Below are 19,945 nucleotides of genomic sequence, written 5' to 3' on the forward strand. Positions count from 1 at the left end.
ACAGCATTTGTTTCCCGGCTCCACAGGCACTACCGTCTCAAGCAATACGAAAGTATTCATTGAGGAATGTGATGTGGCCGAATTTTTGAAAAATATACGGAAAATAGCGTTTGTGTTGGCCGTTGCGGCGAGTGCGGGGACAGCGATGGCTCAAGCGGGTGCGGTCAAGCCTGCCGAGAGCGTTGTTGGGGGGATGCACATTATTGATCGTACGCTTGTGCTGCCCGTTGGTGGGACAGAAATTGTTGCCCTCCCACCTGAGCTGCAAACCGCGACCCTGAGTTTGCCCGACGTTTTACACGTCAATCTCGTGTCCCAGAAAATTGCGGAAATTCTGGCGCATCATGAAGGGCAGACCGATGTTCTTTTTACGGGAAAAGACACGATTTACCGTTTCCATGTGACTGTCGTGAAGCGTCCCGTTCGTTAACTGGGGGCTTTAGGGTACGAGCATAAAAAAGGCCTCCGAAACGGGAGGCCTTTTTTATGATGTCCTGTCCGCAGACGGTTTTATCAGTGGTGATTGTTGAGCTGATGCTCCAGTGCGGTGTTCAGAGCGCCGACATCGCCGCCATGGCGGGAAAGGTAGGAGCTGTAGTCGCCACGCTGGTTCATGCGCAGGCTGGCGCCTTCACCATACATGTCCACAACCTTTGACGGGTTTCCGCCAATGATAAGCTGCATGTTGACTTCAGGCTGGCCTGGACGGTCGATGAGAGCATTGACGCGCTCACCATCCGGTGTCGGGGTGGAGCCTGTCACACGGAAGCTGACGCCCTGATAGTTGCCGATCTGGTCCGTGATGGTGTTGACCAGAACCTGATCGAAGAGCTGCAGGTATTTCTGCTGCTGGGCCGGTGTTGCCGTGCGCCAGTAGCGGCCGAGGCAGTATCGGGCGATGCCCTGAATATCGACGTTGGACTGAAGCAGCGGGAGAACTTCACGCTTTTTCTCAGCCAGTGGCTTGCTGGAATTGACGATGCTGACCAGCTGGCCGCCGAAGGAATTCACGAAATCTGTTGCCGGGTTAGCGTGTGCGACACCGGCCCCGAACGTGAGGGTTGCAGCAAGTGCACCAAACAGGGCGCGGCGCGAAAGGGCTTTAAGCATGCGTTTGTCCTCAGTTGTACCAGTCTGGGGTGGTGGCGCGGTGATCGTTCTGCATGGCGTCAATCTGGCTCTGGCGGTTCTGCTGCCACGCACTGCGGACGTAAGAGTACGGATCAAGGCTGTCCTGCTCCAGATGATCGATCTGATCCACACTGTTGGCAAAGCCATCAACCGTGCCCAGAATATTATAAGCCCAGTTGAATGTCAGCAGCCCGTACCCTCTTGGCACATAGTTGATCGGGGTCAGAGCCTGACCGATCGCGTAACCTGCGCCATCGCGGAAGTTGCTGGGGCCTACGAACGGAATGAAAAGATATGGCCCGCTCGGCACGCCCCATGTTCCCATGGTCATGCCCGGATCCGTCTCATGCTGTTTGTATCCCACCAGACTGGCAACATCGAAGAACCCGGCCACACCTGCACTCATGTTGATCGTAAAGCGCAACGATCCGCTTTTGAGCCTCGGCTTGGGTTCCCCAACGTCGTTTTAGCAGAAGCCGGAACAGGCACTGGCGCCAGGTTTCATTGATATTGGAAATGCTGTGACGCACCGGCTTCGGCACGGCCCAGACCCAGGCCTTGGCCACGGGGCGCAGTGCGACGTGATAGGCCCACATCTGGACGTTATACATCTTCCGGTTCAACGGTTCGTATGGATCGTTGGCAGCCTTCTGAACATGGAAGATCTTCTCAATACCGCCACATCCCGTGGAAACGACGGCGCAACAGCCCTCCTGCCCCTCGCCCTTCTTGCCCGCTGGGCAGAGGCCAGCCGCGATGGCGATCTGATGGGTGGCGATCTTCCGGGCTGGTTCGGGGAACTCTTCGGACACGGCACGCTCTACGGCGTGGCTGATCGACGTGGCGAGTGTATCCATGCTGCCTGCCCGCACTATCAGGCCTGCTTCGTGGAACACGGTATCCGCCGGGCAAGACAAGCCGATCTGGTTGTGGCCAATCACGCCCTCGTCATGTCTCAGGCTGCCTGGGCCTCCTTGGCTCCTCCGGGGCTGCCGGACGAAGACGCGGCGCCCACGCGCTATGTTTTTGACGAAGGCCATCATGTTCCAGAAGCCGCCGATAGTGCTTTTGCAACCGTTCTCTCAGGCCTAGAAGCCGCCGAACTGAGACGATGGCTTCTGGGTGCGGAAGGTAGCCGATCGCGTGCGCGAGGGCTTTTGAGACGACTGGATGATCTTGTCGAACGCATCCCTGCTATTGACGCCCCGCTTCATGCCGTCCTGCAAGCTGCACGCGCTCTTCCCGCCCCCGGTTGGAGCACGCGACTGAAAAGTGGCCCGGACGCTCCTCTTGCCGAAGAGGACACTCCATCCCTTCTGCCACTGGAGGAACCCGAACTCGACAATCCTGCGGAACTGTTCCTTCAGGCACTGGATCAGCAACTTAAAGCCCGCAGATCCCAGAACCCGCAGCATGAGACCGGATACATCTCTACGGAGTGCGATCTTCACCCGACAAATGATACCGTCCGAAAAACTGCTGAAGATCTTTCTTGTGCGCTCCGGCGCCTGCAAGAGCCGCTTATCATTCTGACCAAGCGGCTTGAAGCCCAGGTCGAAGACGATCCCGAAATGGAAGCCCCAACGCGCCAGCGGATCGAAGCCTTCATTCGTACACTTCATCGTCGCGCCATTAGTCGCGTGACAGGATGGGTAGGGATGCTGGACGCCCTGCAAACACCTCCGGAAACTGACATCACACCCGTCCACATCGACTTCATTCGCACCGAGCGATTGCCCCGAACCCGGGCCGCGCAAGGGGACCACGACGTTGGGCTGTATCGACACTGGCTGGAACCAACGGCTCTGGCGCGTATGTGACCCTCAAGCTGGTCAGCCCTAACGGCGATCAGGGCTTTCCTGGTACTCTGACGACGCACATCACTTACACATTGGGTAACGATGATGCCTGGGCGCCACGCATTTCATGAAGCCGCCAATCCGGGCATCGCCGACGAGTCCGTTTGACTACGCAAAGCAGACGCGCGCTACTGGAACCTGAATGGCGAAGGCTCGGGCAGCATCGAGCCGGAAATCCTTCAGCTGAATGCGGACAGCTTCACGCCGAAGACTGCGAGAAGTCCACAAACGCATTAGCGAACCGCTGGAAACACAGGGCTTCCCTCTCTACGCCCAGCATGTGGATGCAATGGATAACGCAACCCTGGTGGACTTCAGCAAGCCGACCGCTATTGGGGACCGTCTGCGCAGCAACGATCAGCAGATGATGTATGCCCGCGGCTATGACATGAACTGGGTTGTTAACGGCGCTTACGGTCAGGCTCCGCGCCTTGCGGGCAAGGTTTATGATCCCCGCTCTGGTCGCAGCATGGAAATCCTGACGAACCAGCCGGGTCTTCAGGTCTATACGTCCAACTCGCTGGATGGTGGTTATGCTGGCATTTCTGGTCGGGCTTATCGTCAGACCGATGCTGTTGCGTTCGAGGCTGAGCACTATCCCGATAGTCCGAACCATCCGTCTTTCCCGACGACAGCACACGACCTTTCCTGACCATCTCGCATTCACTCAATTTTCCCGGCGAGAAAAAGCTCCCAGATACTGTACTTGAAATAAAAAAACCGCCGCACCTTTCGGAGCGGCGGTTTTTCACATTGCACCAAGGAAATCTCTTAGAAGTCCTTGCTGATTTGCAACCAAAAATTACGACCCATTACGAAAGATGAATAAGTCGAGGTGTCAGTGTTTGTTCCACCATCTGGGAAGAATGTCGGCGCCTTATTCGCAATGTTATTGATACCACCCGTGAAGTTCCACGAGCTATAGCGATAACCAAGAGCGATATCCTGCTGTACGATTGCAGGAGCCTTTACACGACCATATCCATCAGACAGCTGCATGAACGATGAGCTGTCATTGTAGTGCAGGCCACCGGTGTAATTCGCCATATAGGTGAACGAGAAGCGCCCATGCTGCCACGTTGCTGAGGCATAGTCACGCCAACGCGGGTTAGACGAACCACCTGGGTAATAAATTGCGTTAGTATAGTGATAGTATTTCCCGCCTGGCGTTTGCTGCTGGGAAAAATTGACCAGGTTCTGCAGGTTATTGCTGACAGTGATGGAATCCATGCTAGTCAGACGGATCCGATAATCAAAATCCCAATCGATACCACTTGTATTCATGGTTCCTAGGTTTTGACCAACGGCCAGAACCTGAGAAATCTGACCATTTGCAGAGCGGGTAACCAGATTGCAGAGCGCTGTGTTTGTACCATCATAGCAGTTGTTCAGGATATAGTTCGTCGAAAGAGAACCAACCGTCGAACTGACGTTGTAGTGCCAAAACGTCACCGAAGTGGACAGACCCGGGATCCAACGCGGCGTCAGAACCGCACCAAAGGTGTAGGTACGCCCTGCTTCTGGACGCAGCTTTGTATTACCACCGGTAATAGTAGCAACCTGTCCTGCACCCTGCTGGTTGAATGTACCCGGATTTGCAACGCCTGCTCTCATGCAACTCGCGACGACCACCGGATTAGAGGCACCAGCACAGGGATCAAGCGCCGTTTCATAGCTCAGGGACTGCGCACCATAAAGTTCGTTCACGTTAGGCTGGCGGAAGGATGTTCCGATTGTTCCACGGAAACGAACGTCACGCGTTGGCGCCCAGTCGATGGAAGCCTTCCAGTTTTTCACACCGCCGAACGTGTTGTAGGACGAATAACGGCCCTGCGCGTCAACGGTAAGATCCTTGGCAAGAAAAGCATTCTTCAGAAGTTGCGCTTTGCCTTCAAGATAGCCTTCCGTCACGTTGAAGCCACCAGACGTAACACCCTGCGGGTTCGTCAGTGCCGTTCCAGCCTGAATCGCCGGATCAGGCGTGTAGGTCAACTGCTCGCCACGGTGCTCCATACCCATTGCAATACCGACATCACCACCGTTTGCCCACGGCATTTTGACGACATGATCGTTATGGATACGCAGATTCAGGTCACGAAGCTGATAATGACCATGCGTTGTGGTATTCAGGTTGGAATATTGTGCCGCAGCCGGAGACAGCGTGGAGAACGGACTTCCAGCCACACAGTTTGGCGTGGAAGCACACAGACCCGGGTTGTACGCCATGCCAGAGTTTGGATCGCCGAAGTTTGTTGGCTCCAACCCATAGCTATTCAGCAGCGCCGGGTAGCTGCCAACACCGGACGTCTGGGACATAACCTGGTTCCAGCCGTAAGTGTAGGACAGGTCGTAGTTCCAGCCATGGGTGATTGCACCCTTGACGCCTGCGATGCCGGTATAGGTATCAGATGCCGTTTCGCTGCGACGGTTTCCCCATTCAGACATGCGTTTATACATGACTGCGTCTTCGCCCGTTGGGTTTCCGGGATAATCAGCGGGGATATAAAGCGTCGTTGGGAGCGTGGACGGATAGATGCTGCCGGAAACCGGCATCGGGGCCATCGTTGTTGACGAGTTGCGATGGCTGTAATTGAAATTCAGATAAGGGGTAAAATGCTCGTTGATGTCGTAATGGGCATCGAAACCGAGCGTCGCATCTGTCAGGTTGTTCGTCAGGGACTGGTCATCGCCGTAGTTGTAGCGCTCAGTTTGGTGAAGTTGCCGTTCAGTCACTTCCGATGGCGATATAATCTCCGCTATCCGTGATGAAACGTCCTGCGGTTGGAATGCTTGAACCATAGGTGACGCTGGAAGCACTGGCTGGGTCATTGGCCTGCACCGGATTGGCCCAGGAACGATTGCTCTGACGCACACCGCCTTGCGTCATGTACGAACCGGTAACGGTTACGTTGCCTTTGCCATGATCGAAGTTCCAGCCCTTGTAGCCGGAGATCATACCTGTCTGGCCGTCACCAACATCTGTGATGCCACCACGAACCGTGATGTTGCCATCGCTCAGGTTGTGCTTGAGCTTGATGTTGATGACGCCGGAAACGGCATCGGCACCATAAAGCTCGGAGCCACCATCCTTCAGGATTTCAACACTGGCAATCTGATGAACATTGATCGTGTTCATGTCGAAGCAGCTGTTGTTGCCGTTGATGGCGGCGCGCTTGCCGTCAACGAGAACCAGAACGCGGTTCTGACCAAGGTTACGGATGTCGGTGCAGGAGGCGCCGCCCGTTCCGTTGGTCTGGCTGTTCGTTGTTCCGGACGATCCGATGGAGGGCAGACGTTGCAGATAATCGCCAAGTGTCGTGGCGCCTGTCTGTTCGATCTGCTTGCTCGTAACGATCTGGACCGGATTAGCGTTCTGGTTGTTGGACGTGCTCAGGGCCGACCCTGTTACAACGACGCTTTCAGAGCGGCCCGCATCAATAGAAGCAACCGCACGACGACGATTAACCTGAGCGCTCAAGGTTGGTGTTGCGGGGGTGGAAGCAACGGATGCCGTCGTACCAACGGGAGCCTGTGTTGCTGCTGTTGTTTTAGCAGCCGTTTTGGCGTGTGAGGATGTGCGATGAGAGGACGCACGGTGATGCGTGCTCGTGGCGGTCTGTGCGTTCGCGGATGCGGTCGCGTCCAGTCCCATGCTGAGAACGGAAGCGCACAGAAGCAGCTCCCTGCGTCGATGAAGAATCATGTGGGCTCACAGTCAGACTATATTTCTGAGATCCCCCAAGTAATGTTTTTGTCTCAGAACTTTGTCTATCCGGAAATATCTGGAACAGATGCCCTTTAATCACGCTGTTGCATAAATATCATCAAACTAAAACAAAACTATACTTTCTGTTTCTTGGTAACTAAAAACGTTAATTATAGAAACAATCTTGTTTCATACAGAAACAATATCGACGTGCAGGCAGGAGTCCTGCCTGCTGTCTGTGTCAGGAGGCGGGGTGGACAGGGTTTGCGGAGACAGCAGTTTTCGGTGTTCCGAGAATGCGTGCGGGGTTTCCGACGGCTGTGGCATTGGCGGGAATATCTTCCAGAACCACTGAAGCGGCCCCGACGCGCGCGTTCTCGCCAATGATGAGCCGGCCCAGAACTTTGGCGCCCGAACCAATCATGGCTCCTCGGCGGACAATCGGGTGCCGGTTTCCACTCAGTTTTCCGGTCCCGCCAAGGGTGACACCCTGAAACAGGGAGACGTCATCTTCGATGATGCAGGTTTCACCGATGACAATGCCTGTTCCATGATCGATACTCAGACGGCGCCCCAGTTGAGCGGCGGGATGAATGTCGATTGAGAACAGTTCATTGATTCGGCTCTGGACATGATAGGCCAGATGTCGGCGATTCTGCTGCCAGAGATAATGCGCGATCCGATGAGCCTGGAGAGCCTGCCACCCCTTGAAGAACAGGAATGGTGTGACGAGGTCCGGGCAGGCAGGGTCCCGGTCCCGGATGGCCAGAATGTCTTCGGCGGCCGCTTCCGCGATTTCGGGAACTTCCTGAAGGATGGAGGCAACAAGGCGTGTGAGGGCCGTGGCTGAAATTGAGCGGTCTGCCAGTTTTGTCCCAAGAAGGGAGGCCAATGCTGAACTGAAATCAGCATGATCCCCGATATTGGTCGCAAAAACATCCTGGATCAGCGGGTCATGGCAACTGCAAGCTTGAGACTGCATGTCGCGCCAGAGCTGCAGAAGGTCAAGAGTGCTGCTCATACGCCCATCGCCCGACGGACAAAGGCCTGTCTCAGACGAGGAAAACGATGCACCCCTGCAATACCCAGATCGCGCACGCGCCGAAGGAGTGGATTGTCGTTCCCGAACAGACGCTCAAGAATATCAGTCGCAGCCAGCATGGCCATGTTGCCGGGGCGCGTTCGGCGCTGATAGCGCGTCAGAAGGTCGCGACTGCCCGGATCGGCACGATGGCTGTGAGCTTCGATCAGCAGATCGGCAAGGGCAATGACGTCCCGAAACCCGATGTTCAGGCCCTGACCAGCAATCGGGTGAATACCGTGTGCGGCATCTCCAACAAGGGCCAGACGGGGCGCGATGTAGGTCTGGGCGTATTGCGCGGAGAGGGGATAGATCCAGCGGCGCCCGATGGGAGTAATCGCGCCCAGATCCTCGTCTCCCATGCGAGCCTTGATTTCCCGTGCAAAGACGTCATGCGGGAGGCTATGGAAACGCTGTGCACGACCTTCGCCTTCTGCCCAGACGATAGCGGAGCGGTGTGGGTGTTCCGGTGTGCCGGGCATGGGCAGGCGGGCGAACGGGCCTTCTGGCAGAAAGTGTTCCAGAGCCACGCCGTCATGCGGCTTTTCGTGCGCGATCGTCGCGACGATTCCGTACTGATGATAGGGAATTTTCGTCAGGCCAATGCGGGCCTGTTCGCGCAGGGGTGAACGGCGACCTTCTGCGGCGATGGCAAGTTTCGCCGTAACGGTGGAGCCAGAGGCTAGACGGATGGAGACGTGATCCGGATGGAAGGTGAATGTGCCGGTATCGGGCGCACGCACATCCAGCGTTTCATACTGTCCCAGCGTCTGATTGATGGCGACACGCAAGTCGCGGGCTTCGACCATCCAGCCGAAATTCATGCCTTCCGGTGCATCGTCTACGCCGAAATGCAGGAAGAGCGGAGAGGCGGCTTCATGCGGGCGGCCATCAGACACGCGGATTTCACGGATGGGCTGGGAGACGCCGGGCAGATTGTCCCAGATGCCAGCTGCTTCAAGCATCTGACGTGAGCCTTCCGCAATGGCGTAGGCGCGACCGTCCAGAGAGGGGTCTTCCATGCCCGGGAGAGGCGCACGGTCAATCAGCAGAACACTTACGCCCTCTGCGGCCAGACGGCATGCGAGCGTCGCTCCAACCGGTCCGGCTCCGTTAATGCACAGGTCGTAATGTGTCTTTTTCATTGTGCTCATCTCCCTGCCCCCTGTCCTACTCCTGTGAGGTTGGGAGCGGAAGAGGGAAGGGAGTGCTTGCGGAGATCAGAGATCGAAGCGTGCGTTCAGGAAAACAGCCCGTGGCGTGCCGACAAAGAAGTAATCGGATGCCAGAAAGCCCCAGTAATGAAGGTTCGTGGCGTTATCGAGTTCAGCACGCAGGGTCACTTTGTGGCGCCCGATGTTGGTGCGATAGCTGGCTCGCAGGTTGAGCAGAGTATAGCTTGGGACGTGGTAGGTATTGGAGCTATCGCCCCACATGGAGGCGGTATAGTGAACTTCCGCCGTGGCTGAGAGACCCGGTACGCCGGGGATACGGTCTGTCAGCTGGAACACGTTCTGGAACAGCGGAATGCCCTCGATCTTGTTCCCTTTGATGGTCGCATCCGCCTTGCTGTATTTCCCGCCTTCAGCGCCAAGACTGTCCGTGAGAGTAATGCCAAACGGCAGATCCACATGGCCGCTGAGTTCTGCGCCCTGATATGTGACGGTACCATTCGAGACGTATACGTTGTCAGCGTTTGCGTATTGCGCGCCCCGTGTGATGCGATAGAGCGCGCCTGTCAGGTCCCAGGTGGCACGGGCCACTTTTGCACCGACTTCCACCTGATCTGAACGGATTGGCGGAAGAGTTTCACGTGCGTTTTTATAGGTATCGCCGACGGTTCCACCGTTTTCCAGTGCCTGAACGTAGCTGGCGTAAATGGTGGTGTCTTTCCACGGATGGAACATCAGCGCGGCTGTCGGGGTGAGAGGGGTGGTGCGCAGGGCGGTTTTTGCGCCTGAAGCCTTCCAGGTCAGTTGGTGGAAATCCGTGAAGCGAATGCCCGCCAGCAACGACCAGTGTTTGTCAAACGTCAGAGTGTCGCTTCCGAAAAGACCAACCTGATCGGAGCGGTAATTGTTGTAAGTCGCTGTGTTCCAGCTTCCGCTGTAGGAACGGCTGATGACGGGCGCGTAGAGGTTTTGTCCTCCGATATCAACGTAATCGGAATCATAAGGCAGATATTTGCTCAAGCCCTGCCAGGCAGCGCCCATTGTGAAGTCATGTCGGATAAAGCCCGTTCTAAACTTCCCTTCCAGAATGGCCTGTACCTGATCGTACTGCGCCCAGCTTCCGGGATTGGTGCTCATGTAGGTGTTGTAGTCGCCGGCCTGGTTTTGCAGAGACATCCACTCCCCGCGATAGCGGCGGTAATCCATGCTGTGGCTGTAATCGATGCGTGCGGTCCAGTTTTTCGTGATGTCCCAGTGTAGTCCCGTGGAAACGAACAGCGTGTGAGATGTGAACATGCTGGCAGGAGAGGCCGTCAGGTTTTTGTGGCCGCTGATGGCATCGGGCAGGCGGTTGCTGCCATAGGCAGACGGGTCATCAATAAAGAAGTCCTGTACGCCACCCCGGACCTGGCGGTCCTGATAAATGGCATCGGCCGTCCAGAGAAGGTTAGGAGCCAGGCGTACATCCGTGGACAGGGACCCTGAGAACCGGGTGACGTGAGAGCCGCTGTAGGTTTCACCATTTTCATGCGTGAGGTTGAGGCGGTATCCGACGATGTCGTTCCGGAAGAGGCGGCCGCCTGTGTCAATGTGCTGGCTGCCTACAGCGCCTGAACTGTAGCCTGCGTCAAAGGAAAACGTGCGTGTGTCGGTTGGTTTCTTGGTTTGGAAGTCGATGATGCCGCCTGGCGCATTGAAACCATACATGAAGCCGGAAGCCCCCTTGAGAAGCTGTACTGCCTCGAAGGATTCAAGCGGTAGCTCCACGGTCGTCATGAAGAAGGGCGTGCCGTTGATCTTGTAGCCGTTATAGTCGTCAAGTGGTACGCCGCGGACCGTGACGGAATAGGCATTGAACGAATACGTGTCGCCGTTTGAAATGACGGATGCGTCCTGCGAAAAGACGCGGGCGAGGGATTTGACTTGCCGTTCCTGAAGCTCTGCTGCGGTAACGGTTCTGATTGAGAACGGTGTATCCAGAACGCGCTTGGTCCCCAATGCACCCCCATTCACGGTGTGGGTATGGCCGCGCACCGTGAGGTTTTCATCCCCTCCGTCTTTCACGGATCCGAAAGATGTATGGCGCGATCTCTGCGTGTGGTGGCGGGAGGGGTTAAGGGACTTGTTGTTCGTCTTGGAGGGTTCATCCTGTGTCGCGGCCCACGCTGTGGCGGAGGTGCCGGACATAAGAAGGGCGAATGACAGCACGGAGGACAAAACAGGAGAGTTGATCGCCATAAAACTTCTCTGGATCGTAAATTTTAGAAATTACGCAAATCTTACGTCAATAGAATAAAACATCAACACGGATCGGTGTTTAAATATTGTTGCGACATAAAACTAAAAACTTCTTATAAATTCAGGATTTTTGCCAAATCCGTCTTTCTTGATGTTTGGATTTCAAGCCGCTTTGAAAAGGGTGTGTACGGTGTCTCTTTTTGGCAACAAGAATCGTGGAAGGGAAAATAGTCACAAAATAATATAGTGAAAATGAGCGACGTCCTATTTCGGGAACGGTTCCGGGCCCACGAGGTTATAGCCGAATGTTCTTCGGTGGATCTGCTGCGGAACACCCGGAAATAGCGTTTCATTCGTTCAGGATACCGTCCCTGCGTGCCCTGAGGGGGAACGGCTCATGACTGCCTAGGGAGACTCATGTTCAGACAGAATTACGTGGATTCGATGTCCACTCTCCGTCACCAGTTTGACTGGCTGCCTGACCCGCTTGGTTCCATTCTGCTGCTCTGCGCGGCCGCAGTGATTGCGCTTCTGCTAAGTCGCCTCATTACCGGCGCATTGCCACGACTGCCAGGGCTGCGGAAAATCCAGTTCATTCATGCCATCATCAACAGGTTGCGGCTGAATATCAGTTATTTTCTGATGATCATTGCAGCGAGTGCTGCTTTACCAGCCACGGAAGGTTTTTCTCCCAAGACAGAAACTTTTCTGGCGCATACGTTGGCCTGCCTGTTCATCATGAATCTGGGTTTCGGAATTATCCGGGCTTTCAGGCTGACGACGGACCAGTATCTCAACCGGATCAGCGCTCGCGAGAACGTGGATGACATCACGGTCCGCTCTCATCAGACGCAGATCCGTGTTTTGCGGCGTTTGATCGAAATTACTTTTGGAGTGCTGACTGTCGCGGCATCTTTGATGGTGTTCCATTCTGTTCAGAAATTCGGCGTATCGCTTTTTGCATCTGCCGGGGCAGCATCACTGATCGTTGGTCTGTCTGCGCGTCCTGCTCTGTCGAACCTGATTGCCGGCATCCAGATTGCCATTACGCAGCCGATCCGTATGGAGGATATGTTGATCCTGAATGGAGACTGGGCCTGGGTTGAGGAAATCAATGCGACTTATGTGGTGTTGAGAACGTGGGATCGCCGCCGCTACATTGTGCCGATTTCCTATTTTCTGGAGAACCCGTTCCAGAACTGGACGCATAGCTCACAATCTCTGATTGGCTCCATCTTTTTGTGGCTGGATTATCGGACGCCGATGGATAAGCTCCGGCAGATGTTCATGGAAGAAATCGAGCAGTGCCCAGACTGGGATCAGGACCGCTCTTCCGTCGCCTGTCAGATTGCGGACAGTAATGCGCAGGTCATTTCAATCCGCATGATTGCCGGTGCCAAGGATGCCGGAAACATGTGGAACCTGTCCTGTGATCTTCGGGAGCGGATGCTGCATCGCATTCAGACTGAGCTGCCTGAATGTCTGCCGCGCGGTCGTATGGCGGTCGTTGCGGACTCCCCAACGACCGAGGCATGGCCGGAAAGTCTGATGGCTCCGGCGGTTAACCGCCCCATGGATGGGCGGTATCGAGGACCGGATTTGAAAACGCCCGTTATTTCGTGAAATTCCCCCCGAGTGCTTTTGGTGTGTCTGAAAATTTCGTTTCAGACACGAAAAGTGTGTCATTTATGCACCGGGAGCACCAAGACACATGTTCCATTGTCGAAATAATGTAGACATAATTTAAAACGTTTCTAATCTGAACCAAATCATGGATCTGATTAGGACTGCCTGTAATGCGCCTTAAGTCACTTCTTCTCGTTACTACGATCATTACGGCTTCATATCCAATACAGCGGGCTGTTGCCGCAGTACACAAAACAGCTCATGGCGCGGAGCCTGCAAATTCAAAGGTTACGAAAACAGGGAAGAAAACAGTCGTTCAGCAGGCAGTCCGGCCGCCGCATCGCCTCCATGCTGTGAACAGCAACAGCAACGAACAGATGATCGTGACCGGTACGCACGCCTTTAATCGTCGCGCACGGGATTCCACGAGCCCGATCAGTGTTCTGTCGGCAGCAACGCTGCGCCGTTCCGGCCAGATGAACCTGGCGGATGCTATTGTCCGCACGGATCCTTCCATTACGGTTAATGCCATGGGAAGTGATGCCGGTGCGCTGACATCCTCGATCCGGATGCGTGGGTTGAATCCGAATGAGGTTCTGGTCCTCGTGGATGGAAAGCGCCGTCATACGACAGCCAATATTTATGCGGATGCGGGCCCGCAGCAGGGATCGACCCCTGTGGATCTCAACATGATCCCGGCTTCGGCAATTGATCATATCGAGATTTTGCGTGATGGCGCTGCTGCCATGTATGGCTCGGACGCAATCGCGGGTGTTGTGAACATCATCCTTAAGAAAACGCCGCACGGGCTGAACATGACGGCTCAGACGGGCGCGAATGCCTATAATGGTGATGGCTGGCAGTATCAGCTTGGCGCGGATGGCGGCTTCGGCTTTCTCGGGGACGGCTACGTTCACCTGAGCGGGCAGGTCTATCACACCGATCATATGGTTCCGAACACGACAGACGTGCGGACGGTGCCTGGGAACTCGGAATACAAGGGCTATACGGTTCCGCACAACTCCAACAAAATCCTGAGCACGCCGGAAGAAACCCGCGAGAATCTCAGCATTGAATTCGGCAAGACGCTGACGGAAGGCGTGAAGGGCTATGGCCTCATTACCTATGCCCATCGTCATTCCGAAGCTTACGAAAACTACCGTATGCCGTCTGTGGCGCCGACACTGTATCCCTATGGGTTCTCGCCGCTCGAAACCATTGAAGAGAACGATTACGCCGCCACGCTGGGTCTGAAGGGTGACAATTTCCTCGGGTTCTCCTGGGATCTCAGCTCGACCTATGGTGCGGATGAAAACGACATCGGCAACAAAAATACGGCCAACCCGAATCTGATTAAGGAGACGGGTACGTCTCCGACGACGGTTCGTGCTGAAACCTATCGTCTGTCGCAGTGGACGAACAATCTTGATTTCCGCCGTCAGTTGAAGATTGCGAACCTTGTTCCTGTGACTGTGGCTTTCGGGGGCGAGCATCGTCTTGAAACTTATCAGATCTGGCCCGGCGAAATCGCGTCTTACACACAGGGCGGAACGCAAGGATATGCGGGCTTGATGCCTGAAAACTCAGGCAAATGGAGCCGTGACGTTTGGGCAGCCTATCTGGATGGTGATTTCCATCCTTTGAAGCACTGGGATCTCGATTTTGCTGGCCGGTTTGAGCATTACACCGACGTTGGCAACACTGAGAACGGCAAGATCTCCACGCGCTATGACATCACGAAGCGTATTGCTGTCCGTGCTACGATCAGTAACGGTTTCCGCGCGCCGACCCTGCCGGAAGAAAACTTCAGTGCTTTGAATGTTTCTCCAACGGGTGCTTCCGGCCTTCTGTCGACTTCAGGTGCGGCAGGACGCGCACTGGGTGCACAGAAACTAAAGCCCGAGCGGTCTACAAGTGCAGAAGGCGGTATCATTCTTGAGCCGGTAGATGGCTGGCATATCTCTGCGGATGTCTACCAGATCAACATTCGTGACCGTATTTCCGGTGCAGGCTCCATTTACGGTGATACGGCGATCTCGGCGATCGCCATGACGGGTGCGACGCTGCCAACAGATATTACGTCCGCTGACGTGTCTGCCAACTATTTCGCCAATGTAGGCAGTACGCGAACGCAGGGTCTCGATATCCAGTCCGACTATCTGCTGCATATGCATCGGTATGGAAATCTTGATCTGACGATGGCGCTCAACCTGAACCGCACACGCGTCAGCCACATCAATACAAACTCACAGGGCAATCCTTACCTCAACGAGCAGAGCATTGCGTATCTGACGTCCACCTCTCCGCGTAGCAAGATCATTCTGAACGCGTACTGGACCATTGGTCAGTGGGATGTGAACGTCCGTCAGACCCGTTACGGCGAGACGACCTCCATGCTGACGTATCAGGATCAAACGCCTGCAAGTCTCACCTGCAAGGGGCAGAGCCTTCAGTATTCCAATGTTTGCTGGGGGCAGTTCAAGAATACGCCAGTCTGGCTGACGGATCTTGAGGTTGGGTATCGTCTCAATCACGTGTGGCACTTCGCCGTGGGTGCCAACAACATCTTCAACCAGCGTCCGCGCCGGGTGAGCAAGTACAACAACTACCTGGGGGCTATGATCTACGATACGGATTCTGCCGGAATCGGGATCACGGGTGGCTATTATTACGGGCGAATCAACGCCACGTTCTGAGGTACTGGCAGGGTAAGGTCTGTTGCATAGGCCCGGACATGTCGGTTTTCCGGCGTCTCCGGGCTGTTTCGTATATTGTTGTTGAACTGGTACAATCTGGGCCATACTGCCCGCCAGTCTGCTGATACCCAACGAGGATATGCCGTTCGTGAAGCTCGTCACCGCCATTATCAAACCCTTCAAGCTTGACGATGTCCGTGAGGCATTGACGCCGCTGGGCGTACAAGGTCTGACCGTCACGGAAGTCAAAGGTTTCGGTCGCCAGAAAGGCCAGACGGAAATTTATCGTGGGGCCGAATACCACGTCAGTTTTCTGCCGAAGCTCAAGATCGAAATTGCTGTATCGGATTCTGTCGTGGAAGACGTCATTGAGGCGATCATGACGGCTGCTCGCACAGGGAAGATCGGTGATGGCAAGATCATGGTCTCCAACCTGGATCAGCTTATCCGTATCCGCACGGGAGAGACCGGGGAGGGCGCTCTGTGATGAAGGGCTCCTGTCTTTCACTCATGGCAGCCGCGGCTTTTCTGCCCGTTTCTGCCATGGCTGCGGATGCTCCGGCGGCCATTGATACGGGTGACACGTCCTGGATGCTGGTCAGTACGGCGCTTGTGCTGATGATGACTGTTCCGGGGCTGGCGCTGTTCTATGGCGGCATGGTGCGCAAGAAGAACGTTCTTGCCACGCTGATCCAGTCTTTCGCCATCTGCTGCATTGCCAGCCTCGTCTGGATGGTGGCGGGTTACAGTCTTGCTTTCTCGAATGGTACGCCATGGATTGGTGATCTGTCCCGGGCCCTCCTGAACGGTGTGGCTGCGAACTTCCATAATGGTGTAGATTCTGCGTTTACATTGGGCGCTGGGACTGCGGCCGCTGTGCCGATGACGATTCCTGAGAGCGTCTACATGATGTTCCAGATGACGTTTGCCGTCATCACGCCAGCGCTGATTACAGGCGCTTACGCGGAACGCATGAAGTTCTCGTCCATGTGCGTTTTCACCATTCTCTGGTTGCTTGTGGTTTACGCCCCTGTGGCTCACTGGGTCTGGAGCCCAACCGGCTGGGTTGCTGGTTTGGGGGCTGTCGATTTTGCTGGCGGTACAGTCGTTCACATTAACTCCGGTGTGGCGGGCCTGGTCTGTGCGTATGTTCTGGGCAAGCGTCGTGGCGTTGGTACGGATGACATGTCTCCGTTTAATCTGACCTACGCCATTATTGGTGCATCCCTGCTTTGGGTTGGCTGGTTTGGCTTCAATGCCGGGTCTGCTCTGGGTGCGAATGGCCGTGCGGGCATGGCCATGCTGACGACACAGCTTGCGGCCGCTGCAGGTGGCGTGGCCTGGATGGTCGTGGAATGGGCGCGTACCGGAAAGCCAACAGCTCTGGGTATCATTTCCGGTGTTGTGGCTGGTCTGGTCGCGATTACGCCGGCTGCTGGGTTCGTTCTTCCGGGTGGTGCCGTCGTGATCGGTCTGATCGCGGGTGCGGTCTGCTTCTGGAGTGCGACATGGCTCAAACACGCGCTGGGCTATGATGACAGCCTTGATGCCTTTGGCGTGCATGGAACCGGTGGCATTATTGGTGCTTTGTTGACGGGTTTGCTCGCTTACGGTCCGCTCTCTGCGACGGATGCCAACCCGACGGGAACGGTTGGAGGTCTGTCGCAGCTTCTGGTGCAGGCCGAAGCGGTCTGCGTGACGATTGTCTGGTGTGTTATCATGACGTTCGTGATCCTGAAGATTCTGGATCGCGTCATGGGGCTGCGCGTTTCTGCAGAAGAGGAACTTGAAGGCCTCGACATGACCATGCATGGTGAGCGTATCAACTGAGCGTATCAACTGAGCGTAGTCACTGGCGTTTCCGGGCCGGGAGGCTACGACCTTCCGGTTGACAGACAAGGATGTTTTTTCATGGTTTCCAACCGTTTGCTGTCCCGCCTAACCCTCGCCACCGTTCTGGCGGCCGGGCTCGCTACTGTTCCTGCTCACGCGATGACGGCCAAGGAATGTCACGCTGCTTTCCAGGCCGCCAAGAAGGGCGGTACGCTGAATGGCCAAAGCTACAAGGCTTTCAAGGCTGCAAGCTGTGGTACGGAAACACCGGATGCAACGCCTGAGGCTGCCGCTCCGGCTTCTGCGGCCACGGCTCCCACGACGACGGTGCCTGTTACGACAGGCAAGGCGAACCCGCCTGACTCTTCTGTTGCGGGGACCAAGGCTCCGATTGAATCCAAGACTGTGCCGGTTACGTCTGGGAATGTGGTGTTCCCAGCGGCGGTATCTTCTCAGTTCTCCAGCCTGACACCTGGCAAGGCCCGCATGAAGACCTGTGTGGCGCAGTACAATGCCAACAAGGCAACGGGGAAGAACGGGAACCTTAAGTGGATCCAGAAGGGCGGCGGATACTGGTCCCAGTGCAATAGCCGTCTCAAGGGCGAATAAGTCTTCTGAGCTTTGATATGTTTGAAAGCCTTCGATCCTGATCTGGATTGGAGGCTTTTTTTATGAGGGGCGCTCTGTTTCGTTCAATATTCAGTCTGCTGTCGCAGGGTGATTATAACGGAGAAAGACATCAGCAAAAAAGACTGAGGGGACAGATGGCCCCAGAGCTGATGACGTATTGAAATACTGAGCGTGTTGCCTGGAAGGCCACAGAATATGAAGAAACTGGTTCTTGCTCTTCTTGTGTCCTCAGGGCTGTTCATTGAAACCGCGCAGGCTGAAAATTCTGTCGAGTGTGTGACTGCGCCGATTCTTTTGCCTCTTCTGGGAGGGCAAGGTGATGCGCCGCTGATCCCCGTGACCATCAATGGCAAACCGGCTGCAATGTATGTCAGTCCCGCATTTGATTATATTTACATTCGCAACTCTGGGGACGTCCGGTTTCCGCAGGCCGATGAAGATGCGAGGGTCATTATCAACGGGACCTATCAGGAACGGGCGTATCACTCCAAAATTTCTGAGCTTGTTCTGGACGGTGTAGCGCTCAAAGATGTGGATGCTGTTTTGCTGGAGCGGCCAACAGCACAAAGCGTGGATGGCAGGCCGATTGTTGGTGTATTGGGGCGAGCCGCGCTTTCCCGTCTTTCTGTTTTGATAGACATTCCCAAGCGGAAGTTTGCTTATCTTGAGTTCAGCCGCGACGCTGCCTGTAAGGGCGCAATAGACACCTTCCTTGGGGAAGAGAGTCGCTCTTTGTATATGGAAGATGATTTTACAGTTCATCTACGGATTGGCGGTAAGAAAAGGCACATCAGCTTTAATCCTGACCTGACGTACACGACGTTTCCATCCGCCTGGGTTTCCTCTCTGAAAGACAGTCTCTCAGGGTTGGGTGAGCAGAAAAAATTCACGCATTATGATGGCTTTATGAGTGTCGGGCAGGTGGCGACGGTCAGCAATATGACAATGGGTGGTCTTTCCATTGAAGACGAGAAGGTTCTTTTTCAGGACGATGTTCAGATTGGCAGTCTGGGATTGCCGTTTTTCGAGAACAAGATTGTTCTCTGGAACCTGCGTGAAAACAGAATGTATTTTACGCTCTCAAATGACCAGCCGCCGCTTCCCAAAGGCAGGAATCTACATTTTTTCTCAACGCATTCAGGCAACGTCTCCGTGCAGAACAAGCGCGGAGACGTGGAGTAAATCAGTTCATAGGGAAGGGAGGTTGCCCGTTTGATGCGGTCACGCCTCCATCAACTGGCATGATGAGGCCCGTAATGTAAGCAGCATCATCGCTGGCAAGAAAGGTGATGGCTGCGGCCATGTCTTCTGGCTCGCCCAGACGTTGCAGAGGAATCCGGTCCTCAACACGTTTAACAAAAGCAGCGTCTTTCACGGCCTCTGCTGTCATGGCGGTCCGGGTTACGGATGGGCAGATGGCATTGATGCGGACGCCATCTTTACCATGATCCATGGCGAGAACGCGGGTCAGGTTCACGACGCCGCCTTTGGCCACGTCATAATAGGCTGTATTCCAGTCGCCGCGCATACCCGAAACAGAAGCCGTATTGACGATATTGCCTTTGCTTTTGATGAGGAGTGGCAGGAAAGTCCGGCTGACATTCAGGGTGCCGGTCAATGTGGTGGCGCAGACCGTCTCCCAGGCGGACAGATCGCCATCCAGCACAGTCCCCATTGTCGTGACGCCAGCATTATTCACCAGGACATCAAGTGTTCCGAAGGTTTGTTGTGTGAAGGTGAGAAGTGCTTCAACCTGTTTGGGTTGGGAAATATCAGTTAGGGAAGCCGTCGCTTTTGCCGGGTCAAGAGACGTCATGACATCATTCAGTTTGTCTTCGTCCCGATCAACCAGAAGAACATGTGCCCCTTCTTCCAGAAAGCGGAGAGCGGTTGCGTGCCCAATCCCGGATGCGGCCCCTGTTACAAGGACTTTTCGATCCGTGAAACGTGATAACCCGTGAAGTGCCATGAAT

At 55.2% G+C, this 19,945-nt stretch carries 12 protein-coding genes and 4 pseudogenes; 9 read left to right on the forward strand and 7 right to left on the reverse strand.

Annotation, left to right across the window (positions count from 1 at the left end):
- Positions 1-112 precede the first annotated feature (112 nt).
- Positions 113-430, forward strand: coding sequence for a pilus assembly protein N-terminal domain-containing protein (locus tag AC3B6F_RS07935; protein WP_489823919.1), 318 nt, complete (start codon positions 113-115; stop codon positions 428-430).
- Between the two features lie 83 nt (positions 431-513).
- Here AC3B6F_RS07935 and AC3B6F_RS07940 read toward each other — a convergent pair whose 3' ends face one another.
- Positions 514-1,110 carry an MlaC/ttg2D family ABC transporter substrate-binding protein gene (locus AC3B6F_RS07940; protein ID WP_010504167.1) on the reverse strand — a complete coding sequence of 199 codons (597 nt, stop codon included), beginning with the start codon at positions 1,108-1,110 and terminating at the stop codon, positions 514-516.
- Positions 1,111-1,120: 10 nt separating this feature from the next.
- Positions 1,121-1,805, reverse strand: a pseudogene (locus tag AC3B6F_RS07945) (MlaA family lipoprotein).
- On the opposite strand from AC3B6F_RS07945, the pseudogene AC3B6F_RS07950 reads away from it, so the two are divergent.
- A pseudogene (locus tag AC3B6F_RS07950) lies at positions 1,776-2,930 on the forward strand (ATP-dependent DNA helicase); the annotation flags it as partial. The pseudogenes AC3B6F_RS07945 and AC3B6F_RS07950 sit on opposite strands and share 30 nt — an antisense overlap.
- Positions 2,855-3,642: pseudogene (locus AC3B6F_RS07955) on the forward strand (aldose epimerase family protein); the annotation flags it as partial. The pseudogenes AC3B6F_RS07950 and AC3B6F_RS07955, both read left to right, overlap by 76 nt.
- A 119-nt stretch (positions 3,643-3,761) precedes the next feature.
- On the opposite strand, the pseudogene AC3B6F_RS07960 reads toward AC3B6F_RS07955, so the two are convergent.
- The 4 genes and pseudogenes from AC3B6F_RS07960 to AC3B6F_RS07975 all read right to left on the reverse strand — a co-directional run bounded on the left by AC3B6F_RS07960 (position 3,762) and on the right by AC3B6F_RS07975 (position 11,187).
- Positions 3,762-6,693, reverse strand: a pseudogene (locus AC3B6F_RS07960) (TonB-dependent receptor domain-containing protein).
- 244 nt (positions 6,694-6,937) lie between these two features.
- Entirely contained in the window at positions 6,938-7,717 is a 780-nt protein-coding gene (cysE, locus tag AC3B6F_RS07965; RefSeq protein WP_489823920.1) for a serine O-acetyltransferase, read from the reverse strand.
- Positions 7,714-8,931 carry a UbiH/UbiF/VisC/COQ6 family ubiquinone biosynthesis hydroxylase gene (locus AC3B6F_RS07970; RefSeq protein WP_489823921.1) on the reverse strand — a complete coding sequence of 406 codons (1,218 nt, stop codon included), beginning with the start codon at positions 8,929-8,931 and terminating at the stop codon, positions 7,714-7,716. The genes cysE and AC3B6F_RS07970 overlap by 4 nt, the downstream gene beginning before the upstream one ends.
- A 66-nt stretch (positions 8,932-8,997) precedes the next feature.
- Positions 8,998-11,187: a TonB-dependent siderophore receptor gene (locus AC3B6F_RS07975; RefSeq protein ID WP_489823922.1), complete on the reverse strand. Its 2,190-nt coding sequence runs from the start codon at positions 11,185-11,187 to the stop codon at positions 8,998-9,000.
- A 444-nt stretch (positions 11,188-11,631) separates the two neighbouring features.
- On the opposite strand from AC3B6F_RS07975, the gene AC3B6F_RS07980 reads away from it, so the two are divergent.
- The 6 genes from AC3B6F_RS07980 to AC3B6F_RS08005 all read left to right on the forward strand — a co-directional run bounded on the left by AC3B6F_RS07980 (position 11,632) and on the right by AC3B6F_RS08005 (position 19,154).
- On the forward strand, positions 11,632-12,810 hold the full coding sequence (locus AC3B6F_RS07980; RefSeq protein ID WP_489823923.1) for a mechanosensitive ion channel family protein: 1,179 nt from the start codon (positions 11,632-11,634) through the stop codon (positions 12,808-12,810).
- A 173-nt stretch (positions 12,811-12,983) separates the two neighbouring features.
- Positions 12,984-15,509 carry a TonB-dependent receptor plug domain-containing protein gene (locus AC3B6F_RS07985; RefSeq protein WP_489823924.1) on the forward strand — a complete coding sequence of 842 codons (2,526 nt, stop codon included), beginning with the start codon at positions 12,984-12,986 and terminating at the stop codon, positions 15,507-15,509.
- A 148-nt stretch (positions 15,510-15,657) separates the two neighbouring features.
- Positions 15,658-15,996, forward strand: coding sequence for a P-II family nitrogen regulator (locus tag AC3B6F_RS07990; RefSeq protein WP_010504156.1), 339 nt, complete (start codon positions 15,658-15,660; stop codon positions 15,994-15,996).
- The gene (locus tag AC3B6F_RS07995) at positions 15,996-17,339 is read left to right on the forward strand and encodes an ammonium transporter (RefSeq protein ID WP_489823925.1); all 1,344 of its coding nucleotides are present in this window, start codon (positions 15,996-15,998) and stop codon (positions 17,337-17,339) included. Before AC3B6F_RS07990 ends, AC3B6F_RS07995 begins: the two co-directional genes overlap by 1 nt.
- A gap of 81 nt (positions 17,340-17,420) precedes the next feature.
- Positions 17,421-17,951, forward strand: a complete 531-nt coding sequence (locus tag AC3B6F_RS08000; protein ID WP_426066776.1) for a hypothetical protein — start codon at positions 17,421-17,423, stop codon at positions 17,949-17,951.
- Positions 17,952-18,167: 216 nt separating this feature from the next.
- Positions 18,168-19,154, forward strand: coding sequence for a hypothetical protein (locus tag AC3B6F_RS08005; protein ID WP_489823926.1), 987 nt, complete (start codon positions 18,168-18,170; stop codon positions 19,152-19,154).
- A gap of 1 nt (position 19,155) precedes the next feature.
- On the opposite strand, the gene budC is transcribed toward AC3B6F_RS08005, so the two are convergent.
- A complete protein-coding gene (budC, locus tag AC3B6F_RS08010) occupies positions 19,156-19,941 on the reverse strand; it encodes a meso-2,3-butanediol dehydrogenase (protein ID WP_194257658.1) in 786 nt (261 codons plus the stop codon).
- Positions 19,942-19,945: the final 4 nt, after the last annotated feature.

This window comes from Gluconobacter sp. ESL1110 (genome assembly GCF_058107395.1).